The organism is Streptomyces sp. NPDC003300 (genome assembly GCF_040610915.1).
GTDB lineage: Bacteria > Actinomycetota > Actinomycetes > Streptomycetales > Streptomycetaceae > Actinacidiphila.
On record NZ_JBEXNE010000002.1, the window covers coordinates 521,474 to 540,285 of the forward strand.

The 18,812-nt window shown below is 72.2% G+C and carries 15 protein-coding genes and 1 pseudogene; 8 read left to right on the forward strand and 8 right to left on the reverse strand.

What is annotated here, in order from left to right:
- Positions 1-199: 199 nt before the first annotated feature.
- Positions 200-658, forward strand: coding sequence for an adenylyltransferase/cytidyltransferase family protein (locus ABZX65_RS04760; RefSeq protein ID WP_355334575.1), 459 nt, complete (start codon positions 200-202; stop codon positions 656-658).
- Here the strand turns inward: ABZX65_RS04760 and ABZX65_RS04765 are convergent.
- Complete coding sequence (locus ABZX65_RS04765; RefSeq protein WP_355334750.1) at positions 636-1,328, reverse strand: CDP-alcohol phosphatidyltransferase family protein; 693 nt, start codon at positions 1,326-1,328, stop codon at positions 636-638. The genes ABZX65_RS04760 and ABZX65_RS04765 overlap by 23 nt on opposite strands.
- Before the next feature lie 448 nt (positions 1,329-1,776).
- Here ABZX65_RS04765 and ABZX65_RS04770 point away from each other — a divergent pair, with 448 nt between their 5' ends.
- Together ABZX65_RS04770 and ABZX65_RS04775 are read left to right on the forward strand one after the other, a co-directional pair.
- Entirely contained in the window at positions 1,777-2,589 is an 813-nt protein-coding gene (locus ABZX65_RS04770; protein WP_355334578.1) for a polysaccharide deacetylase family protein, read from the forward strand.
- Positions 2,589-3,866: a beta-propeller fold lactonase family protein gene (locus tag ABZX65_RS04775; protein ID WP_355334581.1), complete on the forward strand. Its 1,278-nt coding sequence runs from the start codon at positions 2,589-2,591 to the stop codon at positions 3,864-3,866. The genes ABZX65_RS04770 and ABZX65_RS04775 overlap by 1 nt, the downstream gene beginning before the upstream one ends.
- Before the next feature lie 143 nt (positions 3,867-4,009).
- Here the strand turns inward: ABZX65_RS04775 and ABZX65_RS04780 are convergent.
- The 3 genes and pseudogenes from ABZX65_RS04780 to ABZX65_RS04790 all read right to left on the reverse strand — a co-directional run.
- Positions 4,010-5,080: pseudogene (locus ABZX65_RS04780) on the reverse strand (serine hydrolase domain-containing protein); the annotation flags it as partial.
- Positions 5,046-5,315, reverse strand: a complete 270-nt coding sequence (locus ABZX65_RS04785) for a hypothetical protein (RefSeq protein WP_355334759.1) — start codon at positions 5,313-5,315, stop codon at positions 5,046-5,048. The pseudogene ABZX65_RS04780 and the gene ABZX65_RS04785, both read right to left, overlap by 35 nt.
- A 71-nt stretch (positions 5,316-5,386) precedes the next feature.
- A complete protein-coding gene (locus ABZX65_RS04790) occupies positions 5,387-6,649 on the reverse strand; it encodes a multidrug effflux MFS transporter (protein WP_355334753.1) in 1,263 nt (420 codons plus the stop codon).
- Between the two features lie 145 nt (positions 6,650-6,794).
- Here ABZX65_RS04790 and ABZX65_RS04795 point away from each other — a divergent pair, with 145 nt between their 5' ends.
- Positions 6,795-7,811 (forward strand): Gfo/Idh/MocA family oxidoreductase, encoded by a 1,017-nt coding sequence (locus tag ABZX65_RS04795; protein WP_355334584.1) that lies wholly within the window; start codon positions 6,795-6,797, stop codon positions 7,809-7,811.
- Between the two features lie 156 nt (positions 7,812-7,967).
- Here ABZX65_RS04795 and ABZX65_RS04800 read toward each other — a convergent pair whose 3' ends face one another.
- Positions 7,968-8,288 carry a 4a-hydroxytetrahydrobiopterin dehydratase gene (locus ABZX65_RS04800; protein ID WP_355334587.1) on the reverse strand — a complete coding sequence of 107 codons (321 nt, stop codon included), beginning with the start codon at positions 8,286-8,288 and terminating at the stop codon, positions 7,968-7,970.
- Between the two features lie 86 nt (positions 8,289-8,374).
- Between ABZX65_RS04800 and ABZX65_RS04805 the strand changes: the two genes are divergently transcribed.
- Positions 8,375-9,130, forward strand: a complete 756-nt coding sequence (locus ABZX65_RS04805) for an SDR family oxidoreductase (protein ID WP_355334590.1) — start codon at positions 8,375-8,377, stop codon at positions 9,128-9,130.
- 67 nt (positions 9,131-9,197) lie between these two features.
- Positions 9,198-10,058 carry a PhzF family phenazine biosynthesis isomerase gene (locus ABZX65_RS04810; protein WP_355334593.1) on the forward strand — a complete coding sequence of 287 codons (861 nt, stop codon included), beginning with the start codon at positions 9,198-9,200 and terminating at the stop codon, positions 10,056-10,058.
- 18 nt (positions 10,059-10,076) lie between these two features.
- Here ABZX65_RS04810 and ABZX65_RS04815 read toward each other — a convergent pair whose 3' ends face one another.
- Complete coding sequence (locus tag ABZX65_RS04815; protein WP_355334596.1) at positions 10,077-10,961, reverse strand: class I SAM-dependent methyltransferase; 885 nt, start codon at positions 10,959-10,961, stop codon at positions 10,077-10,079.
- 200 nt (positions 10,962-11,161) lie between these two features.
- Between ABZX65_RS04815 and ABZX65_RS04820 the strand changes: the two genes are divergently transcribed.
- Both ABZX65_RS04820 and ABZX65_RS04825 read left to right on the forward strand, forming a co-directional pair.
- Entirely contained in the window at positions 11,162-12,001 is an 840-nt protein-coding gene (locus tag ABZX65_RS04820; protein ID WP_355334598.1) for a polysaccharide deacetylase family protein, read from the forward strand.
- A gap of 53 nt (positions 12,002-12,054) precedes the next feature.
- The gene (locus tag ABZX65_RS04825; protein ID WP_355334600.1) at positions 12,055-13,071 is read left to right on the forward strand and encodes an acetylxylan esterase; all 1,017 of its coding nucleotides are present in this window, start codon (positions 12,055-12,057) and stop codon (positions 13,069-13,071) included.
- 166 nt (positions 13,072-13,237) lie between these two features.
- Here the strand turns inward: ABZX65_RS04825 and ABZX65_RS04830 are convergent, their stop codons facing one another.
- The gene (locus ABZX65_RS04830) at positions 13,238-17,380 is read right to left on the reverse strand and encodes a beta-galactosidase (protein ID WP_355334603.1); all 4,143 of its coding nucleotides are present in this window, start codon (positions 17,378-17,380) and stop codon (positions 13,238-13,240) included.
- A 393-nt stretch (positions 17,381-17,773) separates the two neighbouring features.
- Positions 17,774-18,790 carry an ABC transporter permease gene (locus ABZX65_RS04835; RefSeq protein WP_355334606.1) on the reverse strand — a complete coding sequence of 339 codons (1,017 nt, stop codon included), beginning with the start codon at positions 18,788-18,790 and terminating at the stop codon, positions 17,774-17,776.
- Between the last annotated feature and the right edge of the window lie 22 nt (positions 18,791-18,812).

The window sequence follows — 18,812 nt, forward strand, 5'->3', positions numbered from 1 at the left end:
GCGTCCCCAGACCCCCCAGAGACCGCCAATGACGAACAAGTGCCCACCCTAGCTGTTCACCAGGAGAGCACACGCCCGCTTACCATCGGTTGTACTTTCGCTAATCGCCGCTTGACCGCAACACGGCACGGCTATCGTCTGAGACTCCGCGACGCTGGGGAGCGTCGCACAGCTCACCGTACGACCGGGGGGTCGTTTTATGTCACATCGGGTCGGTTACGCGCCTGGGGTCTACGACCTCTTCCACGTGGGGCATCTCAACATCCTGCGGCACGCCCGCAGCCAGTGCGACTACCTGGTCGCGGGCGTCGTCTCGGACGAGATGGCGCAGCTCGCCAAGGGCCGCAGTCCTGTGGTGCCGCTGGTGGAGCGGCTGGAGATCGTCCGCAGTGTGCGCTTCGTGGACGCGGCCTTCGTCGAGACGGTGCCGGACAAGCTGGAGACCTGGCAGCAGGTCCGCTTCGACGTGCTGTTCAAGGGCGACGACTGGCGCGGTACGGACAAGGGGCGCCGTCTGGAGCGGGACTTCGCGACGGTGGGCGTGGAGATCGTCTACTTCCCGTACACCGTGCACACGTCGAGCACCCAGCTCCGCAAGGCGCTCGACGTGCTGACCGAGCCGGCGCAGCCCTCGGTCAGACCCTCCGAAGCTCTCTGAACCACTTGGTGAGGAAGGCCGCGAGGAAGAGCGCGTGCACGGCGAAGAGGACCAGGTATCCGGTCCTGAAGGCGCTCTGGCTGCCGAGCAGCAGGAAGACCAGGCAGAAGACGCCGTAGTCGACGGGCAGCAGGGCGACCGCGCGCAGCCGTGAGGGCGGGGGTGACGGCGCGGGGGCCGCCCCCTGGCTCTTCGGCTCCTTCGGCTTGAGCTTGTCGGTGAGCAGGCCGCCGAAGAAGATCAGGACGGCGGCGAGCTGGAAGCCCAGCGGCAGCAGCAGCCAGCCGTCGCCCGGCAGGTCGAAGTGCCGGTAGAAGGTGATCAGCACGGCCGCGTGCACGGCGGTGATCTTCGCGCAGTCGACGACGTGGTCGAGCCACTCCCCCGCCGGGCTGCCCGCGCCGAGCAGCCGGGCGAGCTGTCCGTCGGCGGAGTCGAAGGCGAAGCCGACCACCAGGCCCGCCCACACGGCGAGGGCCAGCGGCCACGAGGGGCGGCCGAGCGCGAGCGCGGCGACGGCCACGCCGCTGAACACGGCGCTGACCAGGGTCACCTGATTGGGCGTCAGTCCGATCCGGTACGCCCCCGCGGCGAGCACCCGGCCGACCGGCCGGTTCACGTAACGGGAGTAGAGCGACACGCCCTTGGCGGTCTTCTGCGCGGCGCGCAGCCGCCGGACGGCGGTCAGGAATCCGGCGTCGCGGACAGGCGCGGTACGCGTGCCGCGCGCCACCACCGGGCCCCCCGCACCGTCGTCCGTCGCGGCGGCCGGACCTTCGCCCGCACCGCCGTATGTCCCCGGCGCGGTCCCGGCACTCGCGGCGCTGCCCGCGTCCATGCCCACGCCGCTACCGGCGCCCGTGTCGGCGCCGTCGCCCGCACGGGCATCCGTGCCGTCGTCCGTCCCGGCACCCGTCCCCGCCGTTGTCCCGGCCACGCAGCCCCCCACGCACCTCTTCGCGGTCACCCGCGGTCCACCCCCCGGTCACCGCGGCGCGGTGCCTTCGTCGGCCCATGATGGCAGGCGGCCCAGCGGACTGACTCATCCGTGCGACTCCGCGCGACGCGGGCCCGGCGACATGGGCCGAAAGTGGCGTTACGTCATAAGGTGATGCCCGATGTCCATCTCCCGCCGAAATCTGCTGCAAGTGACCGCGTCCGGGGCGCTGCTGGCCGGGTGCTCCGACGGCCGTCCGTCCGGCGCCGCACCCGCCCCCGCGCCCGGCACGTCGTCCTCGCCCACGTCCCCCGCCCCCACCGGCGCGCCCTCGTCCCCGCCGCACGCGCCCGCGGGGGAGCCCGCCACGTCCGCGCCGCCGCTGCCGCCCGGCCTGCCCGACCAGATCGAGCACGGCCCGCGCGACCGCGAGCGGCTCGCCCTCACCTTCCACGGCCAGGGCGAACCGGCGCTGGCCACCGCGCTGCTGGCCGAGGCGGAGAAGGCCGGGGCGCGGGTGACCGTGCTGGCGGTCGGCGCCTGGCTCGACACGTATCCGCGGCTCGCCCGCCGGATTCTGGACGGCGGTCACGAACTGGGCAACCACACCCAGACGCACGGCGACATCGGCGCGATGGACGCCGCCGCGGCCACCGCGGAGATCGAGGGCTGCGCCCGGCGGCTGACCGAGCTCACGGGCTCGCGGGGCCGCTGGTTCCGCCCGTCCCAGGCGCGGATGGCGACCCCGCTGGTGGTGAGACTCGCCCGCGAGGCGGGCTACCCGCACGTGCTGTCGTACGACGTCGACCCGCTCGACTACACCGACCCGGGGGCCGACCGGGTGCGCGCCGCGGTGGCCGCCCAGGCCCGCGCGGGCTCGGTGGTCTCCCTGCACTTCGGGCACTCCGGCACGGTCGCCGCGCTGCCCGGGATCCTCGACGACCTGCACCGCCGGGGCCTCCGCGCGGTCACGACCTCGGAGCTGCTGACCTGATGCGCCGCATCCCGTTCCGTTCCCCGCACCCGGCCCCCGGCCACTCCCGGCCGCCCGCGGTCTCCGCCCGCACGCTCCTCGTGGCGGGCGCCGCCACCGTCGCCGTACTCGCGGGCGGTGTGCTCACCGCGGGCTGCGGTACGACGGCCACCGGCGGGCACCCGCACGCGACCGCCTCCGCCAAGGCCGCCAAAGCCGCCGCCGGGGCGACACCGCAGTCCGCGCCGCGCGTCCCGGCCGCCGGGCAGGGCCTGCCGGGCATGCCGCCGCCGCTCGACCCGAAGGACGTCTACGCCGCCGACCGGCCGAACGCGCTGTCCCCCGTGGTGCGGAACTTCCCTTCGCGGGTCTACGTGCCGAACACCGACTCCAACACGGTCTCGGTCATCGACCCGAAGACGTACAAGGTCATCGAGACGATCCCGGTCGGCGAGCAGCCGCAGCACGTGGTGCCGTCGTGGGACCTGAAGACGCTGTGGGTCAACAACGACGTCGGCAACACCCTCACCCCGCTCGACCCGGCCACCGGCAAGGCGGGTCCGACGGTCGACGTGCACGACCCGTACAACCTGTACTTCACGCCGGACGGCAAGTACGCGGTGGTGATGGCGTCGCTCGACCGCGAGCTGGTCTTCCGTGACGCGCACACGATGGCGGTCAAGAAGACCGTGCCGGTGAGCTGTTACGGCGTGAACCACGCGGACTTCTCGCCCGACGGCCGGTACTTCATCGTGTCCTGCGAGTTCTCCGGCGAACTGCTGAAGGTCGACACGGCGGAGATGAAGGTCGTCGGCCAGCAGCGGCTGCCGTTCGAGGGCGCGATGCCGCAGGACGTGAAGATCTCGCCGGACGGCAAGACCTGGTACATCGCCGACATGATGGCCGACGGCGTGTGGGTGATGAACGGCGACACCTTCTCCAAGCCGACGCTGCTGCGCACCGGCAAGGGCGCGCACGGCCTGTACGTCTCGCGCGACTCGAAGGTGATGTACATCTCCAACCGCGGCGAGGGCTCGATCTCGCTGCTCGACTTCGCCACCGGCAAGCTGGTCCGCAAGTGGCACATCGAGGGCGGCGGCAGCCCCGACATGGGCGGGGTGTCCGCGGACGGCAAGGTGCTGTGGCTGTCCGGGCGGTACGACGGCGAGGTGTACGCGATCGACACCGCCGACGGGCGCACCCTGGCGAAGATCCCGGTCGGCTCGGGACCGCACGGCCTGGCCGTCTACCCGCAGCCGGGCCGCTACTCGCTCGGCCACACCGGCATCTTCCGCTGAACGGCCGCACGGGCGTCGTCCGTTGAACGGCCGCACGGGCGCCCCGCATTGAACGGCCGCACGGGCGTCTCATGTTCAACGGCCGCACGGGCGCCCCGCGTCGAACGGGGCCGCTACACGGGCCCCGCGGTTCCGGCCTTGAGGATCGCCCTGGCCAGTCCGGTCGCGGCGGCGGCGCGTGGCGCGCTGCCGTCGCGCCAGGTCCTGGTCGGGTGGACGGAGTTGGCGAGCAGCACGAGAAAGCTGTCGCTCTCCGGGTCGACCACGAGGCTCGTGCCGGTGAAACCGGTGTGCCCGTACGCGCCGCGCCCGGCCAACTCGCCCATGAACCACGCCTGGTCGGTCTCGAAGCCGCCCCAGGGCCCGCCCCGGTCGAGCAGCGCCCGGCAGAACAGCGCCAGGTCCCAGGCCGTCGAGAACAGCCCGGCGTGCCCGCTGACCCCGCCCATCGCGTACGCGTTCTCGTCGTGCACGCTCCCGCGCACCATGCCGCGGTCGAGCCTGCCCCACGGCCGCCGCTGGTCCTCGGTGGCCGCGATCCGCGACAGCGCGGCGGACGGCGGGTTGAAGCCGGTGTCGAGCATGCCGAGGGGGCCGGTGACCTCCTCGCTGATCAGCACCGCGAGCGGGCGGCCCGTGGCGGCCTCCAGCGCGTACTGGACCGCGATGAGGTTCAGGTCGGAGTAGACCCGCAGGGTGCCCGGCGGGTGCACCGGCTCCTCGTCCCACAGCATCCGCGCCCGGCCCTGCGCCGTCGGCCGGTCGTAGAAGGGCAGTTCGGGGCGCAGGCCCGAGGTGTGGTCGAGGAGCTGCCGTACGGTGATCGCGCCCTTGCCCGCCGCGCCGAACTCCGGCACGTACGCGGCGACCTCCCGGTCCTGGTCGAGGTGGGTGGCCGCGACGGTGGCCGTGAAGAGCTTGGTGAGCGAGGCCAGGTCGAAGACGGTGTCCTCGCGCATCGGCACCCACTGCCCCGGCGGCAGCTCCACGCCGACGTCCGCGCTCTCGTCGTACGCGCCGTAGCGCACCGCCCAGCCGACCGCCTCGTGCAACGCGACGGTCCTGCCCCGGCCGGCCAGCACGACGGCGCCCGCGCACCAGGGGTGCGCGGGCGCCGGGCGCGTGTACGCGGCCAGCGCGGGGACGATACGGCTCAGCTCTGCGGCGTCGAGACCCGCCTCAGGGCAGGTACCTCTCGACAGCGGCGGCGCCATGTTCCTCCAGTGCTCTGCGGGCCTTCTCGATCCGTTCCGGCGTGGGCTCACGGCCGGAGAGCAGTACCAGGTCCTCCGGGCTCACCGAGCCGTCGGCCGCCCCCTCCGCGCCCGTGCGCAGGGAGCTGTCGGCGCTCTTGAACGCCCATGTGCGCTCGTCGTCGCCCGGCTCGGCGAGCCGGTCGGTACGCGCGCCCACGCTCTTTCCGGGGCTCTCGTCCGCGGTATCGGACATCGCATCCTCCTGATGGCCCGCGGGCCTCCTGATGGTCCGCGCCGCGAGCCGCCTGATGGCCCGCGTGCCGCCTAGGGTCCCTCCACGGTACGACGCCCGCGCACGCACAGCCCGACGAAACAGGCGACGGCCACGAGTGCGCAGGTCAACTGCACGAGGGCCATCGGCACCGCGGTGCCGTCACCGGCCACTCCGGCCAGCGGCGACGCGAGGGCGCCGATCAGGAAGGACGAGGTGCCCACCAGCGCGGACGCCGAGCCCACGTCCCGCTTGACGCGCAGCAGCGCCAGCGTGTTCGCGGTGGGCAGGGTCAGGCCCATCGACGCCATCAGCACGAAGAGCGCGGCGGAGACGGCGGGCAGTCCCGCCCGGCCGAAGACGCCGGTGGTCAGCAGCACCAGGGCCACCGAGGCGGTGGTGATCAGCGCGAGCCCGATCGTGAGGATCTTCTCCATCGCGACCCGGCCGACCAGCACCTTGCCGTTGAGCTGGCCCACGCCGACGATGCCGATGGAGTTCAGCCCGAACAGCAGGCTGAAGGTCTGCGGCGAGGCGCCGTAGATGTCCTGGATGACGAAGGCGGACGCGGACACGTAGGTGAACAGCGCCGCGAAGGCGAAGCTGCCCGAGAGCACGTACCCGGTGAAGATCCGGTCGCCGAGCAGCCGCTTGACCGCGCCGAAGGTGCCCAGCAGCCCGCCGGAGTGCCGGCGCTCGGGCGGCAGCGTCTCGTGCAGCCAGCGCCACACCACCAGGGTGAGCAGGACGCCGATCACGGTGAGGACGGCGAAGACGCCGCGCCAGTCGGTGATCCGCAAAATCTGGCCGCCGATCACCGGGGCGACGATCGGGGCGACGCCGGAGATCAGCATCAGGGTGGAGAAGAAACGGGCCATCTCCACGCCGTCGTAGAGGTCGCGGACGACCGCGCGGGCGATGACGATGCCCGCCGCGCCCGCCAGGCCCTGGATCAGCCGGAAGGTGATCAGCAGGCCCGCCGAGGGCGCGAAGGCGCAGACGGCGGTGGCGAGGATGTAGATGACCATGCCGGTCAGCAGGGGACGGCGGCGTCCCCAGCGGTCGCTGAGCGGCCCGACCACGAGCTGGCCGAGCGCCATGCCCGCGAGGCAGGCGGTGAGGGTGAGCTGCGCCGTCGCCGCGGTGCTGTGCAGGGCGTCGGTGACCTGGGGCAGCGCGGGCAGATACATGTCCATCGACAACGGCGGCACCGCGGTGAGGCCGCCGAGAACGAGCGTGACGAGCAGGCCGGTACGGCGCTGCGTGCCGATGGTCGGGGTAGGGGTGGTGGTGTGGGTGGTGGTGACATCGGTGATGTCAGCGGTGTGCGCGGGTATGGGCGGCCCGGCGTCCTGCACGGCACTCTCCGTAGGTGGTAGTTGAACCGTTCTCTATCCTTCCAGTGATCGCGCACGACCGAGACCACGTTTTGACCCTGACCGACGAGTGGGAGACCGACCGATGAGCGACGACGGCGTACGGACCATCCGCTGGGGCATCCTGGCGACCGGCGGGATCGCCGCGACCTTCACCGAGGCGTTGCTGACGCTGCCGGACGCGGAGGTCGTCGCCGTGGGCTCGCGCACCCTCGAGGGCGCGAAGGCGTTCGCCGAGCGGTACGGGATCGCGCGCGCGTACGGCTCCTGGGCGGAGCTGGCCGCGGACGACGGGGTCGACGTGGTGTACGTCGCCACGCCGCACTCCGCGCACCGCGAGGCGACCGGGATCTGTCTGGAGGCCGGGCGGGCCGTGCTGTGCGAGAAGGCGTTCACCATCAACGCCCGTGAGGCGCACGAGCTGGTGGACCTCGCCCGCGACCGCGGCCTGTTCCTCATGGAGGCCATGTGGATGTACTGCAACCCGCTGATCCGGCACATGCTCGCGCTCATCGCCGAGGGCCTGATCGGTGAGGTGCGGGACGTCTCGGCCGCCTTCGGTTTCTCCGGGGACTTCCCCGCCACCCACCGGCTGCGCGACCCCGACCAGGGCGGCGGCGCCCTGCTCGACCTCGGCGTCTACCCGGTCTCCTTCGCCCAGCTCCTGCTCGGCGAGCCCGACGAGGTCCGGGCGTGGTCCCACCTCACGCCCGAGCGCGTGGACGACAACACCGGCATCGTCCTGGGCTGGAACGACGGCGCCGTCGCCACTTTGACCTGCTCCATCACCGCCGACACCGGCGCCCGCGCCGTCGTCACCGGCAGCGCCGGCCGCATCGAGCTTCCCGAGGGCTTCTTCAACCCCGAGCGCTTCGTCGTCCACCGCCAGGGCGAGGAGCCCCGCACCGTCCTCTTCTCCGACGTCGTCGCCGACGGCCTCACCCGCGGCACCATGGCCTACGAGGCCGCCGAAGTCATGCGCTGCCTCCGCGCCGACGAACTCGAGTCCCCCCTCGTCCCCCTCGCCGGCTCCCTCTCCATCATGCGAACCCTCGACACCATCCGCGAACACACCGGCGTCACCTACCCCGGCATCGACTAGGGCCTGTCCGGGACGTGCCCCGTCACGGGCGCCGGGGGCGCCTCCCGGCCGAAGGCCGGGGGAGGAACCGCGCGAGCAACCCGCCACCGGCGGGTGGTCCGGAGACCACCGGACTGCCCCGCCGGGGCGGGTGGTGACCCGCGGGAGCGCCGCGGCTCAGGCGGCGGAGTGGGCCGGGGCGATGGCCTCGATGCGGGCGGCGAGGTCGAAGTCCTTGGCGGTGAGGCGCCCACCGGCGGCGTGGGTGGTGAGGGCCACCGTCAAGGTGTCGTAGCCGAGGGTGAGTTCCGAGTGATGGTCGAGCTCGGCTTGGATCCCCGCGATGTGCAGCGCGAAGATCGCGGCGGGAAGGTGCGCCAACCGGTAGACCCGCCGGAGCGAGGCGGCCCCGTCACCACCGGGCAGCACCTCCCAGCCGGGAAGCCCGGCGAGCCGCGCGGCCACCTGGTCGGACGAGAGCGGTTCGGCGTAGGGCATCCGGGGGCCTCCACGGAAAAGGGGCGGGCGGGTGGGCGGGCGGGCGAATTCATCCTCGCACCGCCCAGCGCATAACCTGCGGTGCCATGAGCGAGAACGAGCGAGTCGCGGTCGTCACGGGTGCGGGTTCGGGCATCGGCCGGTCCGTCGCGGTGGAACTGGCGGCGGCGGGCTGGACGGTACTGCTGGCGGGCCGCCGCGAAAAGGCGCTGGCCGAGACGGCGGAGCTGGCGGCGGCCGGCCCCGGACGGACACTGACCGTACCGACCGACGTCACCCGTCCGGAGGACGTGGAGCGGCTGTTCGCGTGGGACACCGCCCCCGGCCGCCTGGACCTGCTGTTCAACAACGCCGGAATGTTCGGCCCGCCGGTCCCGGTCGAGGACCTGTCGTACGACGAGTGGCGCGCCGTCGTGGACGTGAATCTGCACGGCGCGTTCCTGTGCGCGCAGGCGGCGTTCCGGCGGATGAAGGACCAGGACCCGTCCGGCGGCCGGATCATCAACAACGGCTCCGTCTCGGCCCACGTCCCGCGCCCGCACAGCATCGCGTACACCGCGACCAAGCACGCCATGACCGGCCTGACGAAGTCGCTGTCGCTGGACGGCCGCCCGTACCGCATCGCCTGCGGCCAGATCGACATCGGCAACGCGGCGACCGAGATGACGGCCCGGATGCGGACCGGGATTCTCCAGGCGAACGGCACCACGGCCGTCGAGCCGGTGATGGACGTCGCCGACGTGGCCCGTACGGTGCGGCACATGGCCGAGCTGCCGCTGGAGGCCAACGTGCAGTTCGCGACGGTGACGGCGACGGCGATGCCGTTCATCGGACGCGGCTGAGGGCGCGCCGCGCCCGGCGGCGACAGCCACGGGAATACGCGCGGGACGGCGCCGGGTTGGAGCGGTCATGACGACACCCTCGGGGCCCGACATCCTGCGCTACACGGCCTTCTCCGACGACCCCGAAGGCGGCAACCCCGCCGGGGTCGTCCTCGACGCCTCGGCGCTCGACGCCCCCGGCATGCTGGCCGTCGCCGCCGACGTCGGCTACTCCGAGACCGCCTTCGTCACGGCGACGGACGGCCGCACGCTGACCGTGCGGTACTTCAGCCCGAAGGCGGAGGTCTCCTTCTGCGGCCACGCCACCCTCGCCACCGCCGTGGCGGTGGCGGACCGACTCGGCGCGGGCGACCTGCTGTTCCGCACCCGGGCGGGCGACGTCCCGGTCACCGTCTCGACCGGCCCGGACGGTACGCCGCTGGCGACGATGACCAGCGTCGAGCCGTACGTCGAGGACATCGCGCCCGACGCCCTCGCCGAGGCGCTGGCCGCCCTCGACTGGCCCGCCGCCGACCTCGACCCGGCCTTCCCGCCCCGGGTCGCGTACGCGGGCGCCCGCCATCTGGTGCTGGCCGCGGCCACCCGCGAGCGGCTGGCCGACCTCGCCTACGACTTCGACCGGCTCGCCGCGCTGATGACCGCCGTGGACCTGACCACCGTCCAACTCCTGTGGCGCGAGAGCCCGTCGGTCTTCCACGTCCGCGACCCGTTCCCGGTCGGCGGTGTGGTCGAGGACCCGGCGACCGGCGCCGCCGCGCTGGCCCTGGGCGCGTACCTGCGCGACCTCGGCCTGGTCGCCCCGCCGGCCACCCTCACCCTCCACCAGGGCCACGACCTCGGCCGCCCGGCCACCCTCACGGTCACCGTCCCGCCGCCCGCGACCCCGTACATCCAGGTCACGGGCACGGCCGTCCCGATCCCGGCGTAAGGCCACCGTCCCGGCGGGTCAGACCGCTTCCTTCTCCCATACCGAGACGTGCCGGGTGCTGTCCTGCGTGAACGGCTCGCGCGACCAGCCCGCCCACCGCTCCCGCAGCCGCATGCCCGCCAGTTGGGCCATCAGGTCCAGCTCGGCGGGCCAGACGTAGCGGAACGGCGTCGAGGTGACCTGTCCCCTGCCGTCCTCGGTGACCGTCACGTAGTGGCAGGTCGCGTCCTGCGTGACCGTGTCGTAGACGGTGTACGAGCAGCCGTCGGGGCCGGTGTGGAACGGCACGACGTTCTGTCCGTGCGGGATCTTCCGCAGTTCGGGGACCATGACCTCCACGACGAACCGGCCGCCGGGGCGCAGGTGCGCCGCCGCGTTGCGGAAGCAGGCGACCTGTGACTCCTGCGTGGCGAGGTTCATGACGGTGTTGAACACCAGGTAGGCCAGCGCGTATCCGCCGCCGTCACCGTTCCCGTTCCCGTCTGCGGTCCCGTCCGTGCTCGCGTTCCCGCCCGCGATCCCGTCCGTGCTCGCGTTCCCGTCCGCGGTCCCCGCCGCGTACCCTTCCGCCGTCGTCGTCGCGATGTCCCCGATCGTGACGGGGATGTCCCGTCCGCCGGGCTTGGCCCGCAGCCGGGCCACCATCGCGCGCGACATGTCGATGCCCGCCACCGGCACACCGCGCTCGGCGAGCGGCACCGCGATCCGGCCGGTCCCGATGGCCAGTTCCAGCGCCCGCCCGCCGCCGGCCTGGTCCGCGAGGAAGTCCACCGTCCGCCGCACCACGCCCGGATCGAACTCCTCACTCGTGTCCGCGTCGTACCGCCCGGCCACGTCTTCGCCGAAGTACCCGTCGTCATGTCCGTCGTCGTGTCCGTCGTCGTGTCCGTCGTCATTGCTCACGCGCCGGACGCTAACCCGATCCCCGGGACGGCCGCGCCCGATTATTCCCGGCCACCGCGGCCTGCACCGGCCTGCTCCGCCGCCCCGGCCGCCCGCGCTGTCCGGGCCGAGGGGGGCGTGAGGTGGGCGGATACGGCGTGGATAGAGTGCTGGACGGTCCGCGCGAGCGGGCGTCCGTCACGACGAGGGGGAACTCGCGCATGCGCAGCACGACCGGGGCACGCAGGGCCGGAATCGGGGCCGAGGCCGGGCGGCGGGTGCGGCTCGGGGCCGCGGTCGTGGTCACGGCGGCGCTGGGGCTCGGGCTGGCCGGGTGCAACGGGTACCAGAGCACGTCGCCGTCGGCCGCGCGCAAGCATGTGGCGGCGGACGGCACAACGGCCGCCTTCGCGCAGGGTGCGGACGGGCCCGTGGACTGCCGGAAGGCGAAGTGCGTGGCGCTGACCTTCGACGCGGGGCCGAGCGTGCGGGCGCCGCAGATCATGAGCATTCTGCGGAAGTACCACGTGCACGCGACCTTCTTCACGCTCGGCAAGAACCACGTGATGAAGCACCCGCAGATGGTGCGGGACATGGTGGCGCAGGGCGACGAGGTGGAGACGCTGACCTGGTCCCACCAGATCCTCACCAAGATCAGCTCGTCCGAGATCCGCAAGGAGATCACCGAGGGGCGGGACGCGGTGCAGAAGGTGACCGGCGTCCGGCCGATGCTGCTGCGCCCGCCGCAGGGCCGTACGAGCAGCAAGGTGACGGCCATCGCGCGGGACCTGGGCATGGCGGAGGTGGTGTGGAGCGCCAACGGCCAGGACTACCGGACCACCGACTCCGCGCTGATCGCCAAGCGCATCCTCCAGCAGACCAAGCCGGACGGCATCATCCTGCTGCACGATCTGGTCGACCCGACGAACAAGGGCTACAACGGCACGGTCGCCTCGATCGCGCCGATCGTCTCCACGCTCCAGGCCCGCGGCTACACCTTCGTCACCGTCTCCCAACTCCTCGCGCCGGGCACACCGCAGCCCGGCAAGGTCTACAAGTAGCCACGCCCCGAACGACGTTCACAGCGAAGCCCTGACTGACGAAGGCGGACCCGATGGCCCTGTTCGACCTGCCCCTCGACGAACTCCGCGCGTACCGCAGCCGGTCCGCGGAGCCCGCCGACTTCGACGCCTTCTGGTCGCAGACCCTGGAGGAGGCCCGCGCGCACCCGCTCGAGGCGCGGTTCGAGCCGGTACGGACCGGGCTCTCGACGGTCGACGTGTACGACGTCACCTTCGCGGGCTTCGGCGGCCAGCCGGTCAAGGGCTGGTTCGTGGCGCCCGCCCACGCGGCCGAACCCCTGCCGCTGCTGGTCGAGTTCGTCGGCTACGGCGGTGGGCGCGGCCTGCCGCACACCCATCTGCTGTGGGCCTCGGCCGGTTTCGCGCACCTGGTGATGGACACCCGTGGCCAGGGCAGCGGTTGGTCCGTCGGTGACACCCCCGACGAGGCGGGCAGCGGGCCCGCCGTCCCCGGTTTCATGACCCGTGGCATCGAGGACCCGCGATCCTTCTACTACCGCCGGGTGTTCACCGACGCGGTGCGCGCCGTCGAGGCGGGCCGCGCGCACCCGTTGACCGACGCCGCGCGTACGGTCGCGCTCGGCACCAGCCAGGGCGGCGGGATCACGCTGGCCGTCGCGGGCCTCGTACCGGACCTGGCGGCCGTCGCCCCCGACGTCCCCTTCCTGTGCGACTTCCCGCGCGCGATCCGGCTCACCGACCGCGACCCGTACCGCGAGGTGGGCCGCTACCTCAACACCCACCGCGCGAGCGTCGACCGGGTCACCCGGACGCTGTCCTACTTCGACGGCGTCCACTTCGCGGCCCGCGCCAACGCCCCCGCCCTCTTCTCCACCGCGCTCGAAGACCAGACGTGCCCGCCGTCCACCGTCTTCGCCGCCTTCAACGCCTACGCGCACGCCGACAAGCAGATCGAGATCTACGACTTCAACGGTCACGAGGGCGGTGGCCCTCACCAAGAGGCCACCCGCCTCGACTGGCTCCCCAACCACCTCACCCCCCGCCACCCGGCCTCGGAGGACGGGAACCCCGCCCCGTCGGGGCCGTGAACCCTCGCCTCAACTGCGCGCAGGAGGACGACCTGCGCGACGCCCCGGACCTCGGCCCGTTGGAGGAGGAGTAGCCGCTCCACGGAGAAGAGGCAGCGCGACGACGAGCCCGCGCACCGCGGTCGCGGTGGCGCGGGCTCGTCGTCGTCGCCGCTGTCGGCCGCGGTCAGCCCGTGCAGGTCAGGGTCGGATTGACCCAGTCCCCGTGGTCGTTGCCGTTGCCGTCGCCTCCGTCGCCGACGCCCAGGTCGATGACCTGGCCGCCGGTGACCGGCACGTCGATCGCGACCGGGGCCGAACCGCCGTTCAGCACGGGCGTGGTGGTGAGCGCCTTGCCGTCGAGAGTCACGGAGAAGGTGACCGTGCCCGGATCGCCGTTGTCGACGCCGACCAGGGCGGTGAACCTGGTGCAGCGCCCGTCGAGGTAGATCTGCACGTCGCTGGGCGAGTTGATGCCCAGGCCCTTGGCGTAGGTGACGCCGCCCAGCTTCAGCGGGGTGCCGTCGCCGGACGCGGTGTTGCCGACGCTCTGGTCGCGTTCCACCGGTCCCCAGCCGTTGGTCGCGGACAGGAACTCCAGGTCGCTGACCTGGTTGTCCCCGGCCGGCGGCGGCGCGGGCACCGCCCCGACGATCCGTACGTCACGCGGGGCCGTGGTGGACCGGCCCTGCGTCAGACGGGCCTTCACCGTCAGGGAGTTGACCTTGGCGGGGCTCTGCGGCGCGGTGACCTTCCAGGTGAAGGCGGCCGAGGAGCCGCCGTGTATCCGGTCGACGACGGCGGGCGCGGACCGCGGGCTCACGGTCCACCCCGGCGGTACGTCGAGTGCCGCCGTGACCTTGGTGGCGGTCGGGCCGCCCTTGGGCACGGTGACCGTCGCGGTCGCGGTGAACGTCGCGCCGCCGCCCACCGATCCGGGGACCTGGAGGGAGACCGCGGAGGCCGGGGCGCCCGGCATCGCGTAACGGGCCTTGTCGTAGCGGGGGCTCTGGTTCCGGGCGACGGTCAGCGAGGAGGCGTAGCTGCCGTAGTCGGTCAGCGCGACCTTGCCGAGTCCGCCGGTCGTGCCGTCGAGATTCCACACGGCGAGGCTGACGGTGTTCCTGCCGTGCGGGTCGATGACGCCGTTGGGCAGCGGGAAACTGTGCTGCGGGCCCACGTAGTTGACGTAGTTGCCCATGTTCCAGCCGTTGACGTAGATCTCGACGCGGTACTTGCGGGACGGGTCGTCGGTGAAGGTGAGGCCGAGCGAGGTGTCCTGGCCCTTGGGAAGGTCGAGGTTGACGTCGGTGGTGTACCAGGAGACGCCGGGCGTGGTGTCGGTGGTCGGCAGGGTGACCGGCGTCCAGCCGTCGGTGGGGTGGCCGGGTAGCGGGTATCCGGCACGCTCGCCGTACAGGCCGCCGGAGTTGAGCGGGCCGCGCACGGTGTCGACGGGGGTCTCGCCGCCGCGTACGCCCTGGAGCCGCCAGGTGATCGTGTCCAGCGGCGCGCCGGCCAGTGAGGCGCCGGTCAGGCCGCGGGCGGCCTTGTTGCCGTTGGGCGGGTTGTAGTCCTCCTCGTGGCCCATGTTGACGGTGAGCACCGAGACGACGTTGTCGCCGGTCGTCTTGAGCACTCCGGCCGGGAACGCGTACGTCTTCTGGCCGTCCGCGGTCGCGCTGCCGAGGAAGGTGCCGTTGAGCCAGACCGAGGAGGCCGCGGCGCCGCCGCCGCTCTGCGCGGACAGCGTGATGCCGGTCTCCTTGCCCGTGGCGGTGAACCGGCCGCGGTACCAGGTGCTTCCGGTGTGGAAGCCGTAGTCGTCGGCGAACAGCACCGGCAAGGTGGCGGGCGTGGTGCGGCTGTTCGAGGTGGTCTTGTCGGCCACCTGCCAGGTCGAGTCGTCGAAGCCGGCGGCCGACTCGGGCGACTCCTGGATGTGCTTCCAGCCGGTCAGCGCGGGCAGGCTGACGGCCGCCGCGGTCGGTACGGTGCCGGTCCTGCTGCCGGTGGCCGTGGTGGCGGTACGGACGCTCCTGCCGTTCCACGTCACGGAGTCGGCGGTGCTGAAGACCTCGATCGCGCCGTCGGTGGCGACGTCGCCGGTCAGGGCGAGCGCCGAGCCGTTCGAGACCGCGCCGCGCAGCAGGTGGGTGCCGCGCACCAGCACGGGTCCTGCGGCGGTGTCCTGCCGCCAGAAGGTCTTGGCGGTGTCGGTGTCGGCGAGCAGCAGGAGCAGCGGGTGCGCGCCGCCGCTGATCCGCACGCGGGTCAGGCCGGTGTGGGCGTAGTTGAGCCGCAGGTCGCCGGTGGCCGGGTCCCAGGCGGAGGTGACGGCGCCGCCGGTGGCGGTGACCGTCGGGCGGGTCGCGTAGTGCAGGACGGTCTCGCCGTCGGAGCCGTGGTCGCCGTAGAGCACCGCGACATCACGGCCGCCGATGGTGGCGTTCGTCATGATCTCCGAGGTGCTGTACTGGAGTTGGTTACCGCCGAGGCTGTAGTCTGCGACGATGATCTTGCTCTGGCGGCCGTTGAGGGTCAGCGCCGTGCCGGGCTGCTGCGGGACGGTGTAGACGGGGGCGGTGGAGCCCTGGCCGTTGTCGACGTCGATCGCGTCGATGGTGACGAACTGCCCTGACGCGGCGGTGTTCTTGGTGCCGGTGGCCACGATCTTCAGGGTGTGCGCCCCGGCGGCGAGCCCGGTCGCCCGGTAGGCCACGTACTGGTTCTGCTTGGTCGCGCCGTACAGGTCGACGGTCTTGACCTTGGCGCCGTCGAGGTAGACGTCCGCGATGCCGTGGTTGCCGTCGAGGTTGGTGACCCACTTCACGCCGGTGCCGGTGAAGCCGACCGAGACGCTGTCGCCCGCGGTGTCGGAGAACGACTCGGTGTGCTGGTAGTCGCCGCCGGTGTAGTTCTGTTCCGCGCCGACGTGCGACCAGGCGCCGGTGTACGCGAGCGCCGGGTCGACGTCGTCGTACGTGTAGCCGGGGTGCGCGCCGAGGTCGATCGTCACGTGCCCGCTGTCGGTGGTCGTCGCGGTGGAGTCGGAGTGCCGCAGCACGTGGAACTGCGTGCCGGTGTCGGGGTTGCGGCGCGCGGTGTCGACGATCTTCGCGTTGTCGGTCGGGGTGGCGGGCAGCGCGTCGGTCTTGGTGAGCGGCGCGAGCGCCTGCGTGAAGTAGCCGATCAGCTTGTCCTGGTCGTACTTCGGGTCGAGCTGCCGGTTCTCGCGGATCGCGGCACCGTAGTCGTACGACGTGTAGTTCTGCGGCTCGCCCAGCCAGCCCCAGTTGGTGCCGCCGTAGAGCATGTAGAAGCTCTGCGAGGTGGCGCCGACGGCGATGTTCTGCTTGTAGAACACGTCCGCGAACTGGTCGTTGATGAGCTGCGCGCACTTGTCGTAGCCGGGGCCGCCCCACGGGTCGAAGGCGCCGCCCTGGAACTCGGCGGTGGCCAGCGGCTTGCCCGGGACGTGGTCGTAGCTGATGTCGGGCACGCCGTTCCACCGGGTGGGGTTGGAGCAGTTGAAGCCCTGCGGGTAGGAGTCGGCCGCGTCGACGGCCAGTTCGGCGTCACCGGAGTTGAAGGTGCCGTTGTTGTTGCCGACCAGCGGCACCTTGATGCCGTCCGCGGTGGCCTTGTCCTCCAGGTGCTTCATGTAGGCGCGGCCCGCCGCGCTGCCGTCGTAGTACTCGTTCTCGACCTGGTACTCGATCACCGAGCCCTTGCCGTCGGTGAGTTGGTGCCGGGCGATGATCCGGTCGATCTGCGTCTGCCACTCGTCGCTGTACTTCAGATACGCCGGGTCGCCGGTGCGGGTGTCCCCCGCCTTGGTGGAGAGCCAGCCGGGGAAACCGCCGCCGTCCACCTCGGCGTTGATGTACGGGCCGGGTCGGGCGACCACGTAGATGCCGAGGTCGTCGGCCATGTCGAGGAGCTTGTCCACGTCGCGGACGCCGGTGAAGTCGTAGACGCCCGGGGCGGGCGAGTGGTAGCCCCAGTCGAAGTAGAGGGAGACGGCGTTGAATCCGGCCGCTTTCATCTTCTGGAGCACGTCCAGCCACAGATCCTGGCTCGGCAGCCGGTAGTAGTGGAACTCGCCGCCCCACAGGTAGGTGCGCTTTCCGTCGATCATGAACGAATAGCCGTCGTAGGTGACCGAGTGGGTGGCGTGCGGGGCGCCCGCGTGCGCCGTGCCCGGCGCCCGCGCCGGCGGTTCGGCGGCGGCCCCCACGCCGACGCCGAGACCGACCATGAGCGCGGCGGTGACCCCCAGGGCCAGACAGCGCCGCAGCACCCATCGGTACGTGCGATGAACAGCCATTCCTACCTCCACGTCACGTGCGGGAGTGGTCGCGAGCTTCAGCGGTCGCTCATGAACAGCCAGGAAAGAGCAGATTCCCTGTTGATATATGTGCGAACGAGTCGCATAGCGACGGGAAGTGTCGCAGTCTCCGATGGGTGACGCAACCATTCGGGCCGAAACGATTCAGCCGGATTCGAAGGAGGGCGGCGCCACGCGGCGCGGCCCCCGGACGGCCGTGCGTCCGGGGGCGGAACAGTCCCTGATCGGCGGCTGACCGGCGGGCGGGCGGCCAGTGGCCCGGCGACGGCCGGGCGGCGGTCGGTCAGCGGCGTGGCGGCGGGCGGCCAGTGGCCCGGCGACGGGCGGGCGGCGGCGGGGCGGTGGCCGGTCCGCGGTCGGTTGAATGCCGGGTCAGCCGCGGCGGGCCACGCTTCTCGCCCGCAGCCGGTCGGCGGTGATGGCCAGCCCGAGCACACAACCCAGCACGATATTGGTGTAGTTGGAGTTGATCTGAAGCGTCGTCAGGCCGTTGTTGATCAGTTCGAGCAGGATCGTGCCCGCCACGATGCCGAGAATCCGGCCCTGTCCGCCGACCAGGCTCACCCCGCCGATGACGGCCGCGGCGATGGCCGACAGCTCCCACCCGACTCCGACGCCGCTGGCCGAGCCCACACCCATCCGGCCGAGCACGAAGATCCCGGCGAAGCCGGACAGCAGCGAACTGGTCACGTACATCGAGACGATGCGGCGGTCGCCGCGGATGCCCGCCAGCCGGGCCGCCTCGGGATTGCCGCCGACCGCGTACACCTGGCGGCCGGTGTAGGTGCGTTCCAGGAAGAACCACGCCGCCACGGCCACGACCGCGAAGACGATCAGCGGGAGGGGGATCTGCGCCACGTACGTCTGTCCCAGGTCGCCGAAAGTGCCGTCGATGCCGGTGATGGAGGTGCCGGAGGTGATGGCCAGCGTGACGCCCTGCGCGACGGTGTAGGTGACCAGGGTGACGACGAAGGGCGGCATTCTCAGCCGGGTGACGGCGAGGCCGTGGACGAGGCCGACCGTGCCGGTGACGGCCAGCGTGAGCAGGATCGCGAGCGGCGCGGGCAGTCCCGCGCGGACGTTGAACCAGGACATCAGGATGACGCTGGTGCCCAGCAGCGCGCCCACCGACAGGTCGATGCCGCCGGTCAGGATGACCAGGGACTCGCCGATCGCGATCAGCCCGTACTGGGACAGGTCGAAGCCCATGCCCTGGAGGTTGACGGCGCTGGCGAACGTCGACTTGTCCAGCGCGAGCGCGACGAAGACCACGACGCAGGCCGCGACCACGCCGACCTCGGGCGTCTCGGCCAGGCGGCGGACCGGCGACGTACGGCCGCCGCTGGCGGCGTCCTCCGTGGCCTCGATCGGTGCGGTGCTGGTGGTCATGGCCTCGCCTTCCCGTGAGTGC

Coding starts and splice junctions, on each gene's coding strand:
- ABZX65_RS04800 (WP_355334587.1), bottom strand. CDS start 8,288: ATGCCCTACGCCGAACCGCTCTCGTCCGACCAGGTGGCCGCGCGGCTC.
- ABZX65_RS04805 (WP_355334590.1), top strand. CDS start 8,375: ATGAGCGAGAACGAGCGAGTCGCGGTCGTCACGGGTGCGGGTTCGGGC.
- ABZX65_RS04810 (WP_355334593.1), top strand. CDS start 9,198: ATGACGACACCCTCGGGGCCCGACATCCTGCGCTACACGGCCTTCTCC.
- ABZX65_RS04820 (WP_355334598.1), top strand. CDS start 11,162: ATGCGCAGCACGACCGGGGCACGCAGGGCCGGAATCGGGGCCGAGGCC.
- ABZX65_RS04835 (WP_355334606.1), bottom strand. CDS start 18,790: ATGACCACCAGCACCGCACCGATCGAGGCCACGGAGGACGCCGCCAGC.
- ABZX65_RS04775 (WP_355334581.1), top strand. CDS start 2,589: ATGCGCCGCATCCCGTTCCGTTCCCCGCACCCGGCCCCCGGCCACTCC.
- ABZX65_RS04795 (WP_355334584.1), top strand. CDS start 6,795: ATGAGCGACGACGGCGTACGGACCATCCGCTGGGGCATCCTGGCGACC.
- ABZX65_RS04760 (WP_355334575.1), top strand. CDS start 200: ATGTCACATCGGGTCGGTTACGCGCCTGGGGTCTACGACCTCTTCCAC.
- ABZX65_RS04830 (WP_355334603.1), bottom strand. CDS start 17,380: ATGGCTGTTCATCGCACGTACCGATGGGTGCTGCGGCGCTGTCTGGCC.
- ABZX65_RS04770 (WP_355334578.1), top strand. CDS start 1,777: ATGTCCATCTCCCGCCGAAATCTGCTGCAAGTGACCGCGTCCGGGGCG.
- ABZX65_RS04825 (WP_355334600.1), top strand. CDS start 12,055: ATGGCCCTGTTCGACCTGCCCCTCGACGAACTCCGCGCGTACCGCAGC.
- ABZX65_RS04785 (WP_355334759.1), bottom strand. CDS start 5,315: ATGTCCGATACCGCGGACGAGAGCCCCGGAAAGAGCGTGGGCGCGCGT.